General features: G+C 72.1%; 19 protein-coding genes and 1 pseudogene. 9 read left to right on the top strand and 11 right to left on the bottom strand.

Going from position 1 to position 18,785, the window contains the following annotated elements; all coding sequences use genetic code 11:
* Positions 1–442: 442 nt before the first annotated feature.
* From ACFQPS_RS12910 to ACFQPS_RS12925, 4 genes are all read left to right on the top strand, one after another.
* Positions 443–1,159 carry a nitroreductase gene (locus tag ACFQPS_RS12910; RefSeq protein ID WP_377359602.1) on the top strand — a complete coding sequence of 239 codons (717 nt, stop codon included), beginning with the start codon at positions 443–445 and terminating at the stop codon, positions 1,157–1,159.
* A 1-nt stretch (position 1,160) separates the two neighbouring features.
* A complete protein-coding gene (locus ACFQPS_RS12915; protein WP_377359603.1) occupies positions 1,161–1,682 on the top strand; it encodes a hypothetical protein in 522 nt (173 codons plus the stop codon).
* 133 nt (positions 1,683–1,815) lie between these two features.
* The gene (locus ACFQPS_RS12920; protein WP_377359605.1) at positions 1,816–3,078 is read left to right on the top strand and encodes a DUF898 family protein; all 1,263 of its coding nucleotides are present in this window, start codon (positions 1,816–1,818) and stop codon (positions 3,076–3,078) included.
* Entirely contained in the window at positions 3,075–4,316 is a 1,242-nt protein-coding gene (locus ACFQPS_RS12925) for a M48 family metallopeptidase (protein ID WP_377359607.1), read from the top strand. Before ACFQPS_RS12920 ends, ACFQPS_RS12925 begins: the two co-directional genes overlap by 4 nt.
* Here the strand turns inward: ACFQPS_RS12925 and ACFQPS_RS12930 are convergent.
* The gene (locus ACFQPS_RS12930) at positions 4,294–4,587 is read right to left on the bottom strand and encodes a hypothetical protein (RefSeq protein ID WP_377359609.1); all 294 of its coding nucleotides are present in this window, start codon (positions 4,585–4,587) and stop codon (positions 4,294–4,296) included. The two genes, ACFQPS_RS12925 and ACFQPS_RS12930, sit on opposite strands and share 23 nt — an antisense overlap.
* 342 nt (positions 4,588–4,929) lie before the next feature.
* Here ACFQPS_RS12930 and ACFQPS_RS12935 point away from each other — a divergent pair, with 342 nt between their 5' ends.
* Positions 4,930–5,496 (top strand): hypothetical protein, encoded by a 567-nt coding sequence (locus ACFQPS_RS12935; protein ID WP_377359610.1) that lies wholly within the window; start codon positions 4,930–4,932, stop codon positions 5,494–5,496.
* Here the strand turns inward: ACFQPS_RS12935 and ACFQPS_RS12940 are convergent.
* Positions 5,453–6,133 carry a RibD family protein gene (locus ACFQPS_RS12940; RefSeq protein WP_377359611.1) on the bottom strand — a complete coding sequence of 227 codons (681 nt, stop codon included), beginning with the start codon at positions 6,131–6,133 and terminating at the stop codon, positions 5,453–5,455. The genes ACFQPS_RS12935 and ACFQPS_RS12940 overlap by 44 nt on opposite strands.
* Positions 6,134–6,287: 154 nt before the next feature.
* Here ACFQPS_RS12940 and ACFQPS_RS12945 point away from each other — a divergent pair, with 154 nt between their 5' ends.
* Both ACFQPS_RS12945 and ACFQPS_RS12950 read left to right on the top strand, forming a co-directional pair.
* Positions 6,288–6,887, top strand: a complete 600-nt coding sequence (locus ACFQPS_RS12945) for an SAM-dependent methyltransferase (RefSeq protein WP_377359613.1) — start codon at positions 6,288–6,290, stop codon at positions 6,885–6,887.
* 269 nt (positions 6,888–7,156) lie between these two features.
* Complete coding sequence (locus ACFQPS_RS12950) at positions 7,157–7,789, top strand: hypothetical protein (protein ID WP_377359615.1); 633 nt, start codon at positions 7,157–7,159, stop codon at positions 7,787–7,789.
* An 18-nt stretch (positions 7,790–7,807) separates the two neighbouring features.
* On the opposite strand, the gene ACFQPS_RS12955 is transcribed toward ACFQPS_RS12950, so the two are convergent.
* The gene (locus ACFQPS_RS12955; protein ID WP_377359617.1) at positions 7,808–9,268 is read right to left on the bottom strand and encodes a M10 family metallopeptidase; all 1,461 of its coding nucleotides are present in this window, start codon (positions 9,266–9,268) and stop codon (positions 7,808–7,810) included.
* A complete protein-coding gene (locus ACFQPS_RS12960; RefSeq protein WP_377359618.1) occupies positions 9,265–9,837 on the bottom strand; it encodes a hypothetical protein in 573 nt (190 codons plus the stop codon). The genes ACFQPS_RS12955 and ACFQPS_RS12960 overlap by 4 nt, the downstream gene beginning before the upstream one ends.
* 884 nt (positions 9,838–10,721) lie before the next feature.
* On the opposite strand from ACFQPS_RS12960, the gene ACFQPS_RS12965 reads away from it, so the two are divergent.
* A complete protein-coding gene (locus ACFQPS_RS12965) occupies positions 10,722–12,209 on the top strand; it encodes a ribonuclease J (protein ID WP_377359620.1) in 1,488 nt (495 codons plus the stop codon).
* A 38-nt stretch (positions 12,210–12,247) separates the two neighbouring features.
* On the opposite strand, the gene ACFQPS_RS12970 is transcribed toward ACFQPS_RS12965, so the two are convergent.
* The 6 genes from ACFQPS_RS12970 to ACFQPS_RS12995 form a co-directional block, all read right to left on the bottom strand.
* A complete protein-coding gene (locus tag ACFQPS_RS12970) occupies positions 12,248–13,027 on the bottom strand; it encodes a queuosine precursor transporter (RefSeq protein WP_377359622.1) in 780 nt (259 codons plus the stop codon).
* A gap of 19 nt (positions 13,028–13,046) precedes the next feature.
* Complete coding sequence (gene rpmB, locus ACFQPS_RS12975) at positions 13,047–13,346, bottom strand: 50S ribosomal protein L28 (protein ID WP_012568284.1); 300 nt, start codon at positions 13,344–13,346, stop codon at positions 13,047–13,049.
* A 238-nt stretch (positions 13,347–13,584) separates the two neighbouring features.
* Positions 13,585–13,998: a hypothetical protein gene (locus ACFQPS_RS12980; RefSeq protein WP_377359625.1), complete on the bottom strand. Its 414-nt coding sequence runs from the start codon at positions 13,996–13,998 to the stop codon at positions 13,585–13,587.
* Positions 13,999–14,149: 151 nt separating this feature from the next.
* Positions 14,150–15,835, bottom strand: a complete 1,686-nt coding sequence (locus tag ACFQPS_RS12985) for an amidohydrolase (protein ID WP_377359626.1) — start codon at positions 15,833–15,835, stop codon at positions 14,150–14,152.
* Positions 15,836–15,952: 117 nt separating this feature from the next.
* On the bottom strand, positions 15,953–16,663 hold the full coding sequence (locus tag ACFQPS_RS12990) for a class II aldolase/adducin family protein (protein ID WP_377359628.1): 711 nt from the start codon (positions 16,661–16,663) through the stop codon (positions 15,953–15,955).
* On the bottom strand, positions 16,660–17,217 hold the full coding sequence (locus tag ACFQPS_RS12995) for an SH3 domain-containing protein (RefSeq protein WP_377359630.1): 558 nt from the start codon (positions 17,215–17,217) through the stop codon (positions 16,660–16,662). The genes ACFQPS_RS12990 and ACFQPS_RS12995 overlap by 4 nt, the downstream gene beginning before the upstream one ends.
* Positions 17,218–17,429: 212 nt before the next feature.
* Here ACFQPS_RS12995 and ACFQPS_RS13000 point away from each other — a divergent pair, with 212 nt between their 5' ends.
* Entirely contained in the window at positions 17,430–18,419 is a 990-nt protein-coding gene (locus ACFQPS_RS13000) for a 2-hydroxyacid dehydrogenase (protein WP_377359631.1), read from the top strand.
* Positions 18,420–18,516: 97 nt separating this feature from the next.
* Here ACFQPS_RS13000 and ACFQPS_RS13005 read toward each other — a convergent pair.
* Positions 18,517–18,785, bottom strand: a pseudogene (locus ACFQPS_RS13005) (M10 family metallopeptidase C-terminal domain-containing protein); the annotation flags it as partial.

Consider the following 18,785-nt stretch of genomic DNA (forward strand, 5'->3'; position numbering starts at 1 on the left):
GACATACAGAATCCATTTCCCCCCGCCGCGCTACAGAACTTTTCCTAATGCGATTCCCGTGCGGGCGGCGGACCGGAGCCGTGCAGAGGCCGGAACGGGAAAGGGCCCGCCGACGGGCGGGCCCTCCCGGTCGCCGGCCAGGGGGGTGCGGTGACGGGGGATTCCGCACGTCCCTGGCCGGTCGGGTCGCTCCAGAGCTGCGAATTGTTCGCAGTCGCGGAATGAAATGCCGGATCACCGGGTCCGTGTCAAGCCCGATTGCGATGGATTCTCATCTGGAACCATTCCACGATCCGTCGGCCCGCAAGGTGACCTCCCAAGGGTCCCCGGACGCCGGTCCAGGACGTCCCCGGGGTGCGGTGCAGCGGTGCGCTTTTCCCTGTCCGGTCCACGGTGTACCCTTGCCCCGTTCGAACGGCGGACCCGGAGTCCGGAGGCGCGGATGGCGGATGGAGAGCTTCCCTGCTGCGGCATCGATCTGGCGGCGACCCCGCTGGAGGCGATCGAGTCCCGGCGCTCGGTGCGCAGCTTCCTGCCCACCCGCGTCCCGCGCGAGACGGTGGAGCGGATCCTGACCGCGGCGGCGCGGGCGCCCAGCGGCACCAACATGCAGCCCTGGCAGGTGCATGCGCTGGCCGGGCTGGCGCGCGAGCGGCTGTGCCGCGCCGTGATGCACGCCTATGAGACGGCCGCGCCCGGCCCGGCCATGGAGTACCGCTACTATCCCGACAGCTTCGCCGAACCCTACCTGTCACGGCGCAAGGCGGTGGGGGCGGCGCTCTATGCCCTGCTGAACATCAGCCGCGACGACCGCGCGGGCATGCACCGCCAGCACGGGCGCAACTATCTGTTCTTCGACGCGCCGGTGGGGCTGATCTTCACCATCGACCGCAGGCTGGAGATCGGAAGCTGGCTGGACTACGGCACCTTTCTTCAGAGCATCATGGTCGCCGCCCGCCAGTTCGGCCTGCACACCTGCCCGCAGGCCGCCTGGGCGGCCTATGGCGGGATCGTGCGGCACGAGCTGGGCATCCCCGACGACCGCATGGTGGTGGGCGGCATAGCGCTGGGCTACGAGGACCCGACCGCGCCCGAGAACGCGCTGCGCACGGAGCGGGCGCCGCTGTCGGAGTGGGCCCGGTTCGAGGGCTGGGACTGAGATGGCCCGCGACGGCGACACCTCACAGCCCGCGACGGTGCTGCGCCAGCTCGTCCGCTCGCTCTCGCAGGCCGTGGCCGGGTTCGAGGCGACGGCGGACATGCCGCGGCGCACCTTCCCCGACTACAAGAAGGCCCGCGCCGCGTACCTGGAAATCCAGTCCATGGTCTTCGCCGTGCAGGACAAGGCGCAGGAGAGCCGGGCCCAGGCCCCGCCCGACCTGGGCGCCTGGCTGGTGCGGACCCGGCTGCGCGCCATTGCCGCCTTCACCCGCGTCAGCCTGTCCTTCTTCCGCGACCCGCCGGCCCTGCTGGTGCAGGCGCTGGGCGCGCATGAGATCCTGGACATGGAGCGCGAAGCCTTCGAGGGCGTGCTGAAGGACTACGACATGATGCTGCTGGAGGCCTCGGTGGACGACCGCAAGGCCGACGAGCTGGACAAGGTCCGCACCCAGATAGAGGAGGTCGTCCGCCTGCTCCAGGACCTGCTGAAGACCGCCCCGCCGCCGCTGGCGACGTTCTGACGATTCGCCATCCGGCTGTATGCGGCAGAGGAAAGGCACGTCAAGTCTGTGGATTCTCCCCCCGACCGCCCCGTATGATCCTTGCAGAAATGCGGATCTGACGACAGATGGGCGAGAAGGAGGCGCTTGGGGGATGACGGACGCGGTGCTGACCGGCATGACCCCGCCCTACGGGCGGCCGGGGACGGAGACGGGCGACGCAACGGGCGGCGGGACCGGCGACGGAGCGGTGCGGTTCGAGGCGGGGCGCGGCGCGCTGATCGGGCTGCTGCTGACGAACATGCTGCTGAACCTGCTGACGCTGGGGCTCTACCGCTTCTGGGCGCGCACCCGGGTGCGGCGCTTCTTCTGGGGGGCGCTGCGGATCGACGGCCGGCCGCTGGACTATACCGGCCGCGGGATGGAGCTGTTCCTGGGCTTCCTGGTCGCCCTGGTGTTGCTGGCCCCGGTGCTGGCCGTCTTCCAGTTCGTCGCCAATGTCCTGACCCTCACCCATCCCGTGGCGGGGGTGACGGTCACCCTGCTGTTCTATCCCCTGCTGGGGGCGCTGGCCCTGACCGGCGCCTATTTCGCGCGGCGCTATCTGCTGACGCGGACGCGCTGGAGCGGCATCGCGGCCGGGCAGGACGGGACGGCGGTCCGCTTCGTCGGACTGCATCTCTGGGCCTATCTGCTGGCGACGCTGTCGCTGGGCATCGCCATGCCCTGGGCGGACGCGAAGACCTACCGTTACCGCATGTCCATCACCCGGTTCGGCACCGGCAGGTTCGGCAGCGACGCGGACAGCCGCGGCCTCTGGGGCGCATGGCTGGCCGCCTGGGGCCTGCTGGCGCTGGGCACCGTGCTCTGGGCCGTCGGATTCACGCCGGCACTGGAGACGATGGAGGAACAGCAGGCAGGCGTCCCCCCGACGCCGCTCGATCTGAATGACGGGCTGCTGGCGGTCGCCGTCCTGCTCTATGCCGCCGGGCTTCTGGCGCTGGCCTTCTACCGGCTGGTCCGGTTCCGGCACTTCACCCGGCACACCTGGCTTGAGGGCATCCGCTTCCGCTGCGACGCGCCGGTGCGGGCCTTCATCGGCGTGATCGCCGTGACGGCGCTGCTGCTGCTTGGCGTGGCGGGGCTGGCGGCGCTTGCGGGCATCGGCATCGCCATGCTGATCCCGACACCGATGGGCGTCGTGGTGGGGGGCGCGGTGGCCCTGCTGCTGCTGCTGGCGGCCACGCCGCTGGTGACGACGGGCTACTACCTGCCGGCGCTGCTGACGCGGCTGGCGGCGCACGGCCGGATCACCGGCCTGTCCGCCGCCGACGCCATCGTCAACCGCGCCGCCCCGGCCCCGCGCCGGGGCGAGGGGCTGATCGACGCCGTGGGCGACATCGGGATCGGACTGTGACACGGCCGGCGGCCGGCGGCAGCGCGCCGCCCAGCGGCGCTGCGCCGGGCGACCTGGGCAGCGCCCGCTACCAGGACGGCGCGACCGGCCGGACCCTGCCCGTGCGGCTGCGGGCGGAGGCGGCGTGGCTGGTGATCCTGCATCCCGACGGACGGGAGCTGGACCGCTGGCCCGGCGACGGCGTCCGCCCCCTGCCCGACGGTCCACCGGGCGCGCTGGGGCTGGAGGCCGGATCGGCGGTCCGGCTGCTGCCCGACGATGACGCCACCCCGGCCCGGCTGGCCGCGGCCTTCCCCGCCATCGCGGGTCCCGCCCACCGGCCCCCGCGCCGATGGGCGGCGGGCCCGACCCTGGCGGGGGCGGTGCTGTCGCTGCTGCTGGTGGTGTTCGTGCTGATCCCCGCCCTGGCGCCTGTGCTGACCGAACTGGTGCCGCCGTCGCTGGACCGGCGGGTGGGGGAGGCGGTGGCCGAGTCCCTGGCGGACATGATCGGGGCCGACATGGTCGGGGATGAGGGGCTGCCGCGACGCTGCGAGGATCCGGCGGGAACGGCGGCGCTGGAGACGATGCTGGCCCGGCTGTCCGGGCCGGGGCCGCACGTTCCGGCGGACGGCTTCAGCGTGCGGGTGGTGGGCAGCCGCATGGTCAACGCCTTCGCCCTGCCCGGCGGCATCCTGGTCGTGCCCGCCGCCATGATCACCGTCGCGGACAGTCCCGAGGCGCTGGCCGGCGTGCTGGCGCACGAGATGGGCCATGCCGTGGCCCGCGACCCGATGGTGCGGGTGATCCGCGTCGGCCTGTTCGGCGCCGTGCTCTCGCTGGTGACGGGCGATTTCAGCGGCGGGGTCGTCGCCGCCCTGCTGACCCAGGCGCTGGAGTCGGGCTACAGCCAGGAGCGGGAGATGGCGGCCGACGCCTTCGCCGCCGACAGGCTGGAGGCGGCCGGCCTGCCCGTGGGTCCGCTGGCCCGGCTGTTCGAGCGGATGCGCGACATCCACGGCGACCCGCCGGTCTGGCTGCGCTGGCTGTCCAGCCATCCCGATACGGCCGTCCGCATCGCGGCCCTGGAGGCGCGCCTGTCGCGCGACCCGCCGGCGGGGGCCGTCCCGCTGCTGCTGCCGGAAGCGTGGGACGCGCTGCGTCGCATCTGCGGCAGCGTCGTGGCCCCGGAGCCCGCTCCCCCGGAACCGGTGGGCGGCGCATCCGGCGGCGGCGTCAGTCGCGGCGGACCAGCTTGAAGAAACGGCTTTCGTGGCCCTCGATCTCCTCCTGGTGGAGGAAGGCGAGCCGGCGGTCCTCGAAGGTCCGGAAGAAGCGGTCCCAGGAGATTTCCTCCAGCCCCTCCTCCTTCTCGCCGAAGTCGATACGCAGGATGCCGCCGTCGGAGTCGTCGTCCCCGCCGGTGCCGGCGACCGCGGCCGGACGGCCGCCGCGCGCCTCGGCCCAGCGCCGGATGGCGTCGTGATCGGTGGTTCTGATCGCATCACTGCCACGGGCACCGCTGGTCATCTTCATCTCCCGACCTATTTAAGAGTCAGGCGCCATCAACCGCCACGATCCGGCTCCGTTCCCGGTTCCTCCGCAGTCCCGGTCCAGGAGCAGCCCTGGCCCGGGTGGCGGCGGAACCGGGGAGCCGGCGTCCCCGTTCCGATCCTGGCGGGATGATCCTGGCGGCCTGACCTCGACGGCCTGGCCCATACGGCCTGGACCTGGTGGCCGATCTGGTCGCCCGACAATGGGGCCGACACGGATGGCCAGACCCCGGCAGCCCTGTCGGGCACCCTCACCTGGACAGGCTTGCAATTGATAATGACTCTCAATATGGTTCCGGTATCGACCACGGAGGCAAGCATGCAGGCGATCAGCCAGGACCGGCCTTCCCACCCAGGTCCCGCTTCCGGCCCGGACTCCGGCCTTACCGTTTTCGACCTGGACCGGGTGGAGCAGTTGCTGGTCTGGTCCGCGCGGCGCTGGCGCTACGGCCGCTTCGGCTGGGTGCAGGTGGAGGCGGAGTTCCGGCGGCTGGCCGGCACCGGCTGGGCCGATGCGCTGCTGGCCTGGGAACAGGCGCTGGACCTGATGCACCGCTATCCGCTGACCCAGCCGGAGATCCCGAACGGCTGCGCCCCGCGCATCAGCCGCGACGAGCGCGCGCTGCTGACCTTCGTCGCCCTGGTGCAGCGCCGCATGCCGGCGGAGCCGACCCTGCTGCTGAACCGGCTGGCCGTGCCGGCCCTGCGCAAGGAGCTGGGCCAGTCGCTGCGCGAGCTGGCCTGGGCCCTCTTGGACCAGCCGCTGCCCCTGCGCCAGCCGCCGCCCCCGCCGCCGCCCGTGGGCGGCACCCCCTCGGACGGCGCCCCGGCCGAGGGCGTGGTCAGCGGGACCTGGGGACGGCTGCGTCGTTCTCCAGCTCGATGACGGCGATGCCGCCGACGCTGCGGGTCGCCACGACGCGCAGCCGGCGGTCGCCGCCGTGCAGATAGTCCGCCGCCGCGGCCAGCCGCGGCGCCCCCGCCTGCCCCACGAAGAACGGCGCCACCGCCAGCCGCAGCCGGTGGAAGCAGCCACTGGCAAGGAACAGGGTCAGCACCTGGGTGCCCCCTTCCACCAGCAGCCGCCCGATCCCCACCCCTTCCAGCGCCGCCACGATGGACGGCGCATCCGTCCGCTCCAGCGGCAGCACCGTGGCGACGGCGCCCAGCCGCCGGCGCAGCCCCGGCGCCACTTCCGCCGGGCAGAGCACGAAGCGCCGCCCGTCGCCGGCGAAGAAGGCGCCCCCCGGGTCGATCGCGCCGCTGCGGGTCAGCGCCACCCGCGCCGGATCGGCCGGCAGGCCGCGGTCCAGCCGGGCCTGCCGCAGGTCGGGAAAGCGCACGGTGAGCCGGGGATCGTCCCGCCGCAGCGTGCCGGCCCCGACCAGCACGGCGTCCGCCGCGGCGCGGGCGGCATGGACCTCGCGCAGGTCCTCCGCCCCGGAGAGGACCAGCCGCTCGCCGCCCGCGCGGTCGATGCAGCCGTCCAGCGACATGGCCACCGAAACCTGCACCAGATCCATCCGCCCCCTCCCCCCGCCGGTCGGCGCCTGCCGCAGCAACGGTTGCGCGCGGCGGTCGGCCCGCGCCCGGCGCCACCCCTGGGTCGCTTCCGGGGCTTCCGGCGGCGCCGGGGCGGGGCTACCCTGCCCGGGGAACCACAGCGGGAGATCGGGCGTGTCCAGCTTCTGGGATGAGCGTTTCGCCACGGACGGGTTCGTCTACGGCACGGAGCCCAATGCCTTCCTGACGGCGCAGGCGTCCCTGCTGGCGCCGGGCGGGCGGGTGCTGCTGCCCGGCGACGGGGAGGGGCGCAACGGCGTCTGGCTGGCGGAACGGGGCCTGGAGGTGCTGGCCGTGGACAGCTCCGCCGTCGGGCTGGCCAAGGCGGAGCGGCTGGCCCGCGAACGCGGGGTGCGGATCGCCACCGCGGTGGCCGATCTCGCCGCCTGGGACTGGCCGGAGGCGCGGTTCGACGCGGTCGTCGTCATCTTCCTGCACCTGCCGCCCGACTGCCGCGCCCGGGTCCATGCGGCCATGGCGCGGAGCCTGCGCCCCGGCGGCCTGCTGATCCTGGAGACCTTCCGGCCGGCCCAGCTCGGCCGCGCCAGCGGCGGCCCGAAGGACCCGGCCCTGCTCTACGATGCCGACATGCTGCGGCGGGACTTCGCCGGGCTGGAGGTTCTCCTGCTGGAGGAGGCGGACCCGGAGCTGGACGAGGGGCCGTTCCACCGCGGCCCGGCCGCGACCGTCCGGCTGGTGGCCCGGCGCCCGTAGGCTCCCCCGCTCGGCGCGCTTCCCCGGGCGACCGGCGGGAGGAACGGCCGGGCTGTGAGGATTTCGGGACCGCCCGGTTGCGCAGGTCCAGCCGGCCGCGTTTGCCCGTATGACCGGGGGCGTTCCCGCAACCAGCCCGAACCCTGCCGCCGATGCGCCAGCCGCCGCCCCCGCACCGTACCGCCCAGCACCGTCCCGCCCAACACCGCCCCGCGCCGCACCGTCCCGTCCTGCGCGCTCCCGTCCCCGCCGCCCGGATTGCCCCGGCGTTGGCCGTCGCGGCGTTCCTGCTGTCCGCCACACCGGCCGCGGCGGAAGTGGGCGTCGGCATCAGCGCCGGAACCACCGGCGTGGGGGCGGAGCTGTCTTACCAGATCCTGCCCGTCCTGGGCCTGCGCCTGGATGCCGGCACGCTGGGCCTCTCCCGCTCCATCAAGGTTGACGACATCGACTATGACGGCGACGTCACGCTGCGGTCGGCCGGCGCCCTGCTGGACTGGTATCCCTTGGCCGGATCGTTCCGGCTGACGGCCGGACTGCGCCTGAACGGCAACGACATCGACGTGCAGGCCACACCCGGCCGGCCGGTGACGGTGGGCGGAAACACCTACGCGCCGGAGCTGATCGGCCGGCTGGAGGGTTCGGTCGATTACGACCGCATCGCCCCTTATGCCGGTCTGGGCTGGACCGTGTCGCTGCCGCTGACCGGGCTGTCCTTCGTCGCCGACCTGGGCGTGATGCACCAGGGCCGGCCGGAGGTCAGTCTCCGCGGCACCGGCCCCGTTGCCGGCGATCCCCGCTTCGCCGCCGACATTGAGCGCGAGCGCCGCGAGCTGGAGGACGAGATCGACTGGACCCGCTGGTTCCCCGTCGTGAAGCTGGGCCTGAGCTACCGGTTCTGACGGCGCCGGCTGCCCCCCTCAGCCCACGAGGCCGAGGAAGTCGTCGGCATCGAGGCGGGTGACGCCGAGGAGGAGGAGGGCGAAGTCGATCACGCCGTCCACCTTCACGTTGCCCTGCACCAGCATGCCGAGATCGGTGCCCACCGCGCGGATCTGGCCCGCGCCGGTGAAGGTGGCGCTGCCGATGAAACGGAAATCCTGGTCGCCGGCCCGATGCAGGTCGGCATCCATGGCCGAAAGGTCGATGCGGTCGTCCCCCGCCCGGTCGAAATCGAAGATCACGTCCGGCGCCCGCACCGGACTGTCGCCGGGCCGGATCAGCCGGAACAGGTCGTCCCCGGCGCCGCCGATCAGGGTGTCGCGGCCTTGCGCCCCGACCAGCGTGTCGTCCCCGGCGCCCCCGTCCAGCCGGTTCGCCACCTCGTTGCCGATCACCAGATCGTCGCCGCTGCCGCCGACCGCGTTCTCGATCACCGTGCCGTAGGCGATGGCGATGTTCTGCTTCAGCAGGCTGTCGCCCTGCGAGGCATAGTCGGCCGGCACGTCCGCCCGGCCGCCGGCGCTGCTGAAGGCGCCCTGGCGCAGGTCCAGCACGGTGGGCGTGGCGAAGCCGGAGAAGTCCAGCGTGTCGGTGCCGCCGGCATCCCAGAGGGCGACCACCGGCTGGGTGTTGCGGCTGAAGTCGAAGGACGGACGGTCGGCCAGATCGGCGCTGGCGTTGAAGCCATAGGTCGTGTCGCCGGTGCGCGTCGTCATGTCGGCGCCGTAGAGGCGCTGGGCGGCGGCGATGTCGTGCAGCAGGGGAGAGGCGGCATAGACGAAGCGCAGGTCCCACCAGTCCACATGATCGGCCCCGGTCAGGCGCGCATCCCAGTAGGACATGATGCTGTACTGGCGCGAATCCTGGAAATACTCCGCACTGGCGGCATAGGAGATCTCGCCGTCGTCGCCGGCATCGTAGTCGCCGGGATGCGACAGGCCCAGCGCGTGCCCCATCTCGTGGACCAGCGTCGTCAGGCCGTAATAGCCCGGCGCCAGTTGCAGGTTGCTGGCCTGGTCGGGATTGACCCAGACATCGCCCCCCGCCGCCGCCCGCGCGTCCGGAAAATAGGCCCAGGCCTGGCCGGGGCCGGTGGTGGTGTTGGCGAAGCGGATCTGGCCGCCATCGGGCCGGGTATCCTCCACGAAGCGGATCGCCAGCACGTCGTCCCAGAGGGCGGCGGCCTGGCGCGCCGCCTCGCGCTGCGCCGCGGAGAAGGGGGAGAAGCCGTCGGCCTCCCCGTTCGGGCTGTAACCCTCCGCCGGCCGGTGGTCGATGAAGCCGTAGCGGACCACGCCCCCGGGGGCGGCCCAGGCCGTGCCGGTGCGGATCAGGTGCTCGGCGATGGTATCGGTGTCCCAGATCTCCTTGCCGGTGCCGGCATCGACGGGGAACTCGCGGGCGGCGGAACGGAACGACAGGGGGCGGACGGCGCTCATTCTCGGGGCTCCCGGAGGGGGGGATCGGTGGCGGGGGGCCGGGTGGCAGGCGGGCGGGTGGCAGGCGGGGGGCGGCGCCAGGGCAGCGCCTCCGCCAGCAGGGCGTCGAGGGCGTGGGCGGCCGGCCCGCCGGGGCCGGCCAGGGTCGCGGCATCGAGGGGGGCCGCGGCGGCGGCCGGCAGGGCGACGGCCCGCGGCGGCGGACCGAACAGGGCGGGCGGCGGCGCCCCCCTGCGCCAGGGCCGCAGCACCAGCAGCAGCACCCGGCCGGCGGCCCCCGGCACCAGCGTGTCGGCCGGCTGCACCGCCGCCTGCACCAGCAGGGCCACGGTGCCGTCCGCCAGCAGCGCGGGATCGCCGGGGGCCAGCGCCGCCACCGGCAGCGGGGCGCCACGGGCGGCCAGCGCGGCGGCGCGGCGGCAGAGCGCCGTCTCCAGCGCCAGACGGTCGGCCCCGGGCAGCGGCGCCAGCGAGCAGCGCAGCGCCAGGCGCTCCGCCCCCTGCCAGACCGGGTCCGGCGAGCGCGCCGCCGCGGCCGGCACCAGGGCCGCCAGACTGAGAACCGCCACGCTGAGAACCGCCCTGGTACGGGCGGGCGGAGGCACGGCAGCGGGCGGCAGGAAATGGGAGCAGTTCATGGACGCTCGACAGGGGACGGTCGAAAGCCTGTCCACGGTAGGTCATGACCGCCAGAAACCGCCGCCGCTATTTGGTGAATAATCCGTTCGGAGCGGGTCGGACGCACATTCTTGTCACAGCAATTTCACCATGATTATTCAATATTCAGTAAATTAAGATTCTGCTCCGACGCCGGCACGGCGGAACACGGCGCGCCAGGGGAACGCCGGGAGGAAAGCCGGGGTGCCACGCGGGGGCAGCCTGCGGCAGACGCGGGGCCCGGCGACGGAACGGACTTGCAATCCGCGGCGGAACCTCCATATCGTGGGATGCAAATCTTCATCGGTCCGATCCGATCCCCGCCGGGCTGCCCCGGCAGAAGATCGGTCCGACCGGACACCGGATGCCCCGTCCCTCGGTCCCAGGCCAGGCCCGCAAGTTCCGAACTTGCACGGTCCAGGGATCAAGGATCGCACGGCGGCGTCCCACCCGGCCCCATCCCGGTTCCGGACCGTGTCCGCCACAGGCCCTGACGGCCTGCGCGCGCGGTTGACCGCTCCGGCCCCTTTCCAGGGCCGGCCGCGGCCTCCGGGGCCGGTCCGCACCGCTCCGGCGGTGCCCCCTTTCCGCGTCGCCCTCCGGCGGCGCACGCCCCGCCGGCAGCGTCGAATGCCGGCACACGGCCAACCGCGGGAACACGCGCCCCGCGGCCGGCGTCAAAGACGAAGCGCGCATCAGACGGGCGCCGCGGAAACGCGGGACACGGAAGCGGGCGCCGCGGCGTTCCCACCCCGGGAACGACGAGAACGACGAACGGTCAGAAACGAAAGACTGCATGACATTCCTGCATGGGCGGCGCGCTGCGCCGCGTGGGACCGCGCCGAAGAGACAGCGCCGGTCCGCTCCGGCCCGCACCCCCGAGACGGGGGCCGGCCGCACGATCCCGGGTCCGGTCCCGGGCGCCGACGAGATCATCTTCCTTCCGCTGGGCGGCTGTTCCCGCATCGGCATGAACATGACGCTGTACGGTCACGCCGGCAAATGGCTGATCGTGGACGCGGGCGTCGCCTTCCTGGGCGACGACCAGCCCGGCCTGGACGCCGTGATGGCCGATCCGACCTTCATCGAGGAGCGGATGGCCGACGTGGTCGGGCTGGTGGTGACGCATGCCCATGAGGACCATGTCGGCGCCATCCAGCACCTCTGGCCGCGCCTGAGCTGCCCCATCTACGCCACCGACTTCGCCGCCCATGTGATCCGCGAGCGGCTGAAGGAGACCGGCACGACCCGGCAGGTGCGCCTGCACCCGCTGCCGATCGGCGGCGAGATCGCGCTGGGCCCGTTCCGGGTGCAGACGATCGCCGTCACCCACTCCATCCCGGAGCCGGTGGCGCTGGCCATCCGCACGGCGGCGGGCACCATCCTGCACACCGGCGACTGGAAGTTCGACGAGACCCCGCTGGTCGGCCACACCACCGACGTGGAGGCGCTGCGCCGGCTGGGCGACGAGGGCGTGCTGGCGATGCTGTGCGACAGCACCAACAGCATGGTCGAGGGCAGCACGGCGTCGGAAGCCAAGGCCCATGCCGGGCTGACCGCCGCCTTCGCCGGGCGCAAGGGCACCATCGCCGTCACCGGCTTCGCCAGCAACGTCCACCGCATGAAGGCGGTGGCGCTGGCGGCCAAGGCCAACGGCCGCCGGGTCGTGCTGGCCGGCCGCTCGCTCCTGCGCATGGAGAAGGCGGCGCGGGCCTGCGGCTATCTGGAGGACATCCCCGAGTTCCTGAGCCTGGACCAGGCGGCATCGCTGCCGCGGCGGGAGCTGGTGCTGCTCTGCACCGGCAGCCAGGGCGAGGAGCGCGCCGCCATGAGCCGCATCGCCCGCGGCGAGCACCGCTCGCTGCGGCTGGTGAAGGGCGACACGGTGATCTTCTCCGCCCGCGCCATCCCCGGCAACGAGGAGGCGATCGCCTCCGTCGTCCGCCATCTGGAGGCGGCGGGCGTGCAGGTGCTGACGCCCGCGGACGCGCCGGTGCATGTCTCCGGCCATCCGGCGCGCGAGGACCTGAAGCGGATGTACGGTCTGGTCCGGCCCCGCTTCGCCGTGCCCGTCCACGGCACGCTGGAGCATCTGGAGGCGCATGCCCGTCTGGCCCGGAGCTGCGGCGTCGAGCGCGCCCTGGTGCCGGAGGACGGCGACGTCATCCGGCTGGCCGCGAAGGGCACGGCCGTCGTCGGCCGGGTGGACCCGAAGCGTCTGGCCCATGACGGGCGGGACCTGCTGCCCTGGTCGCCCGAGGAGGATCTGGCGCTGGCGGCCTGACCGCCGGCGCCCCCTTCCCCACTCCGGTCAGGCAGCGGTCAGGCGGCGGGAATCTGCCGCCCCAGCGCGCGGCGGGAGAGGTACATGAAGGGCGTATCCAGCACCGAGAGCGCCACGCGCAGCAGGTAGGTGCCCAGGATATAGGTGAAGAGCAGCGCCTCCAGCCCCACGGGCTCGGGCGCGAACACCACCCAGGCCAGCACGCTGAAGATCACGTTGTCCACGAGGCTGGACAGCATGGTCGAGCCGTTGTTGCGCAGCCAGAGATGCCGGCCGCCGGTGGCGCCGCGCAGACGCTGATAGACCCAGACATCGAAGATCTGGCTGGTCAGGTAGGCGGTCATGCCCGCCGCGAACAGCGCCGGCGCGGGCGTGAACAGCGCCGCCATGTGGCCCTGCATGGGCAGCGCCCAGGCCATCTCCGTCCCCGCCTGCTCCGGCGTCAGCGGCGGGAAGCCGAGCGTCAGCAGCATCATGCAGGTGAACAGCAGATAGCCGGCGAAGCCCATGAAGATGCCGCGCCGGGCCGCCTCCCGCCCGAAATGCTCGGTCAGGATGTCGGTCGCCAGATAGGTCGAGCTGAACAGCACGGTGCCGAGCGCGACCGGGTGCGCGTAGAGGCCGAACTGCACGGCCTTCAGCACCTCGACATTCGCGCCGATCACGGCCACAGCGATGTAGAGCTGCAACCCCGCCGCCCCGAACAGGCGCCCCATCAGCAGGATGGCGCCGAAACAGAAAACGGCCTGGAGCAGGAGCAGAAGCTCCGGCGGCAGGCCGTTCAGCAGAGCGACGAGGTCGGCAGGGGAGAGGGACACGGCCCCCCGCCCCGGCGGATCAGGCCGTGGCCTTCTTCGCCTCGATCGCCTTCTGGATCTGCTTCTTCACCCGGCGGGCGTCCTGGTTCAGGCGCGCGTCCGGAATGTCGAGCAGGGCCGCGTCCAGGCCGCCCTTGTGCTCGATGGTGCGGATGCCGTTCGTGGACAGGCGCAGGCGGACCATGCGGCCGAGCGTGTCGGACAGAAGCGAGGTCTCTTGCAGGTTCGGCAGCCAGCGGCGGCGGGACTTGTTGTTGGCGTGGCTGACGTTGTTGCCGGTCTGCACACCCTTGCCGGTGACGGCGCACTTGCGGGACATCGGAACACCTTTATTGGTCGGGCGACTTTATGGGTCGGGCGACGTCACCGCTGTACCGGGGAGAGGTCGCGCGGAAACACGAAAACCGTTCCGCCGTGCGCAGGAACACGCGGCGGAGAGCGCGGTATCTAGCCGAGACGGTGGGGAGAGTCAAGAGACCCTGGCCGCTGGCAGTTTCCCGACCCGATCTTTCCGCCGCCATCCGTGGCATCACCCGGAGAGCCCAGAGTTCTGCCGTTCATGCCCTCCCTTTTGGACGGCAAATTCTCAGGAACCGAACCCGGAACGCTTCTGGATCGAAAGCAACTCTTGCTCCACCAATCTCAATCAGAGGCTCCGTGGCAGCCACACGGAGCAGATCAAAATGTATCATGACTGCATCAGCTTCTTTACTGGGCATGACCCACTCACGATGGACTGGATCATTTATGAGGCGCGATAGAGCGTCAAGGCGAAGTTCTATAGCAACAGAAAGAGCCGAAGCCTTCTGAATACCAAATCCCTTTAATTCCAAGGCCCGCAAGCACGCCAAGGAGCGAATTTCAAAGTTCGACCTTTCTTCTGGCTTCATCGATTCATATAACTGCAAAATTTCTTTAAGGATTTTTGCATTTATTTTTGTTTTATTTACAGTCTCTAAGTATATTGACATTGGACCCACCCTAAATCGGATATCCAGAAGCAGCCGAAAACTTCATCTGCACAGCCCAGACATGGCAATTTATTCCAAAGAGGCGATTAAGGGAATAGGCAAAGTCTCTCCCCTTGCAATACAGCGGTTGGCTGACATTGGGCTTCCCGCCTCACCAACCCTCGGCGCGATAGGCGATGGTGCCGTCCACCACGGTCAGGAGCGCGCGGGCCTTCGGGATCTCTTCCACGGGCACGGTCATCAGGTCGGCGGAGAAGACGGTCAGGTCCGCCTTCTTGCCGACGGCGATGCTGCCCAGGTCCCGTTCCTGGAAGGCGGCATAGGCCGGGGCCAGGGTGAACAGCCGCAGCGCCGCCTGCCGGTCGAGCGCCTGTTCCGGATGCCAGCCGGGGCCGCTGAAGCCCGCAAGGTCGCGCCGCGCCACGGCGGCATAGAACTCGATGCGGGGGTCGCCCACCTCCACCGGCGCGTCGGAACCGCCGGCGACCACCGCCCCGCTCTCCAGCAGGCTGCGCCAGGCATAGGAATCGCCCAGCCGGGCGCTCTCCGGCCCCAGCCGGGCCGGGGCGAAGTGCAGGTCGCCGATGGCGTGGCTGGGCTGCATGGAGGCGATGACGCCCAGCGTGGCGAAGCGCGGCCGGTCCGCCGGGGCGACGATCTGGGCGTGCTCCACCCGCCAGCGCGGTTCGGCCAGAGCCCGCTGCCCGGCCGGGACGGCGGCGAAGGCGGCCTCATAGGCGTCCAGCACCAGCCGGTTGGCGCGGTCGCCGATGGCATGGGTGGCGACCTGGATGCCGGATTTCAGCGCCGCGGCCAGGAAGGGGGCCGTCTCCGCCGGGTCCAGCAGGACGAGGCCGCGGCCCGGCGCGTCGGCATAGGGCTCCAGCAGCGCCGCCCCGCGGGAGCCCAGGGCCCCGTCCGCGAACAGCTTGACGCCGCGGGTGACGATGCGGCCGTCGCCGCTCTGCCGCGGCCCCTCGGCCACCAGCCGCTCGCCGTCGATGCGGCGGACCAGGTTGTAGACGCGCAGGGGCAGCGCCCCCTCGGCCAGCAGCGCCTCCTGGATCGGCACGTCCTCCAGCGGCGTGCCCATGGTGTGGACGCCGGTCCAGCCCAGCCGGGCATAGAGCGCCGCGCCCTCGGCGTAGGCGCGGCGGCGCTCATCCACCGTCGGTTCCTTGCGCAGCCCGGCGACCAGCGACATGGCGGTGTCGATCAGCATGCCGGTGGGCCGGCCCTCGGCATCGCGCAGGATCTCGCCGCCCTCCGGCGCCACCGTGTCCGCGTCGATCCCGGCGGCGCGCAGGGCGGCGCTGTTCGCCACCAGGGCGTGGCCGTCGGCGCGGGTCAGCAGCACCGGAAGGTCCGGCGCCACGGTGTCCAGGTCCTGCCGGGTGGGAAAACGCTTCTCCGGCCAGTGCGTCTCGATCCAGCCGCCGCCGGTCAGCAGGCTGCCGGGCGGCTGCCGGGCCACCCGCGCCGCCACGGTGGCGAGCAGCGAGGCAAGCGACCGTTCCGTCGAGAGGTCCAGCGACAGGGCGCGCTGGCCGACGCCGTCCAGATGCATGTGCGCGTCGGTGAAGCCGGGGAACAGCGCCGCCCCGCGCAGCTCCACCACCTGCGTCGCCGGGCCGACCAGGGCCTGGGCCCCGGCCCGCGGGCCGGCATGCACGATGCGCCCGGCGCGCACCGCCACCGCCTCCACCGTCGGGGTCGCCTCCTCCGCCGTGTGGATCGGCCCGCCCCAGAACACCAGATCGGCCGGCTCCGGCGCGGCCGCGGCCGCCGGCGTCGCCAGCAGCAGCCCGCCCAGGAGTGTGCGCAGAAGTCCCCGCATGCCCGTCGTCCCCCGTCTGTCGCTCGTCCCGTGCCGATGCTCCGCCCGTCCGGGCCGGAGAATCAGAGTCTTAGCCGCTGCCGGGGGGAGCGTCGAGGGGCTGCGGAGGGCCGCCGGTCAGCCGTCGAGCCGGTGGGGGAAGCCCAGCACGTCGTCGTCCCCGGCCGTGCGCTCGGCCGCCGGCTTGCCGTAGGCGGCGAAGCGGCGGGTCACCTCCGCCATCTCCGCTTCCGTCAGGATCACCGGCTCGCCCAGGCTGCGGGCGTGCCAGTACTGCCGGGCCAGCGCCTCCACCTCCACCGCGAGGTCGAGCGCCTTCTCCAGCGTGGCGCCGTAGGCGATCTGGCCGTGGTTGGCCAGCAGGCAGGCGCGGCGCGGCCCCAGGGCCGCCAGCATGGCGTCGGACAGCTCCTGCGTGCCGAAGGTGGCATAGTCCGCCACCTCGATGGCGGTGCCGCCGGCCATGGCGACCATGTAGTGGAAGGCCGGGATGCGCAGGCGCAGGCAGGCCAGCGCCGTGGCGACGGTGGAATGCACATGCACCACCGCCCCGGCATCGGGCCGGTGCCGGTAGATGTCGCGGTGCAGGCGCCATTCGCTGGACGGGCGGAGGTCGCCACGGTAGCCGCCGTCCAGCGTGACCGGCACCAGCATGTCGGGCGTCATCGCCTCATAGGCGACGCCCGACGGCGTGACCAGGAAGCCCTGCGCCGTCCGCACGCTGACATTGCCCGACCGGCCCTGGTTGATGCCCAGCGCGTTCAGCGCCTGGGCCGCGCGCAGCAGGGCCGCCCGGGCGCCCGCCCCGCTCTCTTCCGTCCCGCTCAATCCTTGACCTCCTCATCGGGGTAGACGCCCCAGAACTCGTCGCGGCGCAGCCAGCCCTCGATGCCCTGCGCCTCGACCCGGCACCAGTCGCCCTTGCAGTAGTTCAGCCGGCCGATCACCCCCGGTTCGACCTGCGCCACCGCGGGCGACGAGCCGCCCGGCTCGCGCCGCAGGGTGCGGACGTCGCCGGTGATGACGAAGCTGCGCCGGCCGACCAGCATGGAACGGTGGACCCAGCCCTGGGTGCCCTCCCAGTCGCGGATGCGGCGCCAGGTGTCGAACTCGGCCGTGATCTCCACCGGCATGCCGGCGCGCACGAACACCCAGTCCACCGGATAACGCACGCCGGGGCCGGTGCGCAGGTTCACCTCGTCCGAGCGCAGCGTGGCGAAGCGGGGGATCGGCAGGCCGCTGCGCACCACCGCATCGGGCCGCGGATCGGCCTCCTGCTGCGGTTCGTCCTGCGCCGCCGCCGGGGCGACCACGGGCGCCGTCAGCAGCAGCAGCGCCGCGGCGCGAAGAACCAGGGATTTCAGAACGGACCTGAGAGCCATCGCCTTCTGACGCATGTTTCCGGAACGGGCCGAACCCTGCCCCGCCGGCCGGGCGGGGTCAAGGGAGGGCTGGGGCCGCACGCCGCCTGGACAATCCGCCGCCGCCGCTGATACTTCCATGCCGTCGCCGTGGGGCGGGGCGGGGCGGCCGGAAGCGACGCCCGCAGGACCGGACGCCCACAGTAAAGGCACGCAGGGAAGGAAGCCGCGCCATGCCGGATCGCAAGCGCCCGCTGGTCATCGTCACGCGCAAGCTGCCCGACGTCATCGAAACCCGGATGATGGAGCTGTTCGAGGCGCGGCTGAACCTGGACGACACGCCCCTGACCCGCGAGCAGCTCCTGGACGCCGCGGCGCAGGCCGACGTGCTGGTCCCCACCGTGACCGACCGCATCGACGCCGAGGTGATCGCCGCCGCCGGCCCGCGGCTGAAGCTGATCGCCAATTTCGGCAACGGCGTGGACCATATCGACCTGAAGGCGGCGCGGGAGCGCGGCATCAGCGTGACCAACACGCCGGGCGTGCTGACCGAGGACACGGCCGACATGACCATGGCCCTGATCCTGGCCGTGGCGCGCCGGCTGACGGAGGGGGAGCGGCTGGTCCGCTCGGGCCACTGGACCGGCTGGGGACCGACGACCATGCTGGGCTCGCGCCTGGGCGGCAAGCGGCTGGGCATCGTCGGCATGGGCCGCATCGGCCAGGCGTTGGCCCGCCGCGCCCGCGGCTTCGGCCTGTCGATCCACTATCACAACCGCCGCCGCGTCCATCCGGAGATCGAGGCCGAGCTGGACGCGACCTACTGGGAGAGCCTGGACCAGATGCTGGCGCGGGTGGACATCGTGTCCATCAACTGCCCGCGCACGCCGGCGACCTACCACCTGCTGAACGCGCGCCGGCTGAAGCTGCTGAAGCCCAGTGCCATCATCGTGAACACCAGCCGCGGCGAGGCCATCGACGAAGGCACGCTGGCCGGCATGCTGCAACGGCGGGAGATCGCCGGCGCCGGCCTGGACGTGTTCGAGCAGGAACCGGCCGTGGACCCCAAGCTGCTGAAGCTGGACAATGTGGTGCTGCTGCCGCACCTGGGCAGCGCCACCTATGAGAGCCGCGTGGACATGGGCGAGAAGGTCATCGTCAACGTGAAGACCTTCGTGGACGGCCACCCCTCGCCCGACCGCGTCATCACGACGGAATTCTGAAGCGGCAAGGTTCTGACAGGACGGGGTTCTGAACGGGCGGAGTTCTGAAAGGGCAGATGGGGCGCCCCGGTCGCCGGGGCGCCCCCGTCCTTTCCGCCTAAGCGAGCCAGAGTCCCGTGTCGGCGGCGGTGGCGATGCGGTTTTCGCCGATGCCCCAGACGAGCCAGTGGCGCAGGGGGTCGATGCCGGCGGCGGCGACATCGGGGTTGCGCTCCAGATAGGCGGAGAGGTCGAACCAGGCGGAGGGGTCGCGGTCCTCGCGCCAGCCGAACTCAAGGTAGTGCTCGTAGCCCGAGCGGAACGTGCCGGCCTCGACCGCGGCGCGCACGTCGGCCCAGCGGGCCAGATAGGCCTCCTCGTCGAACA

It is taken from the genome of Rhodocista pekingensis, assembly GCF_042665545.1.
Lineage (GTDB): Bacteria > Pseudomonadota > Alphaproteobacteria > Azospirillales > Azospirillaceae > Rhodocista > Rhodocista pekingensis.

Coding starts and splice junctions, on each gene's coding strand:
- ACFQPS_RS12910 (WP_377359602.1), top strand. CDS start 443: ATGGCGGATGGAGAGCTTCCCTGCTGCGGCATCGATCTGGCGGCGACC.
- ACFQPS_RS12915 (WP_377359603.1), top strand. CDS start 1,161: ATGGCCCGCGACGGCGACACCTCACAGCCCGCGACGGTGCTGCGCCAG.
- ACFQPS_RS12920 (WP_377359605.1), top strand. CDS start 1,816: ATGACGGACGCGGTGCTGACCGGCATGACCCCGCCCTACGGGCGGCCG.
- ACFQPS_RS12930 (WP_377359609.1), bottom strand. CDS start 4,587: ATGACCAGCGGTGCCCGTGGCAGTGATGCGATCAGAACCACCGATCAC.
- ACFQPS_RS12935 (WP_377359610.1), top strand. CDS start 4,930: ATGCAGGCGATCAGCCAGGACCGGCCTTCCCACCCAGGTCCCGCTTCC.
- ACFQPS_RS12940 (WP_377359611.1), bottom strand. CDS start 6,133: ATGGATCTGGTGCAGGTTTCGGTGGCCATGTCGCTGGACGGCTGCATC.
- ACFQPS_RS12955 (WP_377359617.1), bottom strand. CDS start 9,268: ATGAGCGCCGTCCGCCCCCTGTCGTTCCGTTCCGCCGCCCGCGAGTTC.
- ACFQPS_RS12965 (WP_377359620.1), top strand. CDS start 10,722: ATGACATTCCTGCATGGGCGGCGCGCTGCGCCGCGTGGGACCGCGCCG.
- rpmB (WP_012568284.1), bottom strand. CDS start 13,346: ATGTCCCGCAAGTGCGCCGTCACCGGCAAGGGTGTGCAGACCGGCAAC.
- ACFQPS_RS12980 (WP_377359625.1), bottom strand. CDS start 13,998: ATGTCAATATACTTAGAGACTGTAAATAAAACAAAAATAAATGCAAAA.
- ACFQPS_RS12985 (WP_377359626.1), bottom strand. CDS start 15,835: ATGCGGGGACTTCTGCGCACACTCCTGGGCGGGCTGCTGCTGGCGACG.
- ACFQPS_RS12995 (WP_377359630.1), bottom strand. CDS start 17,217: ATGGCTCTCAGGTCCGTTCTGAAATCCCTGGTTCTTCGCGCCGCGGCG.
- ACFQPS_RS13000 (WP_377359631.1), top strand. CDS start 17,430: ATGCCGGATCGCAAGCGCCCGCTGGTCATCGTCACGCGCAAGCTGCCC.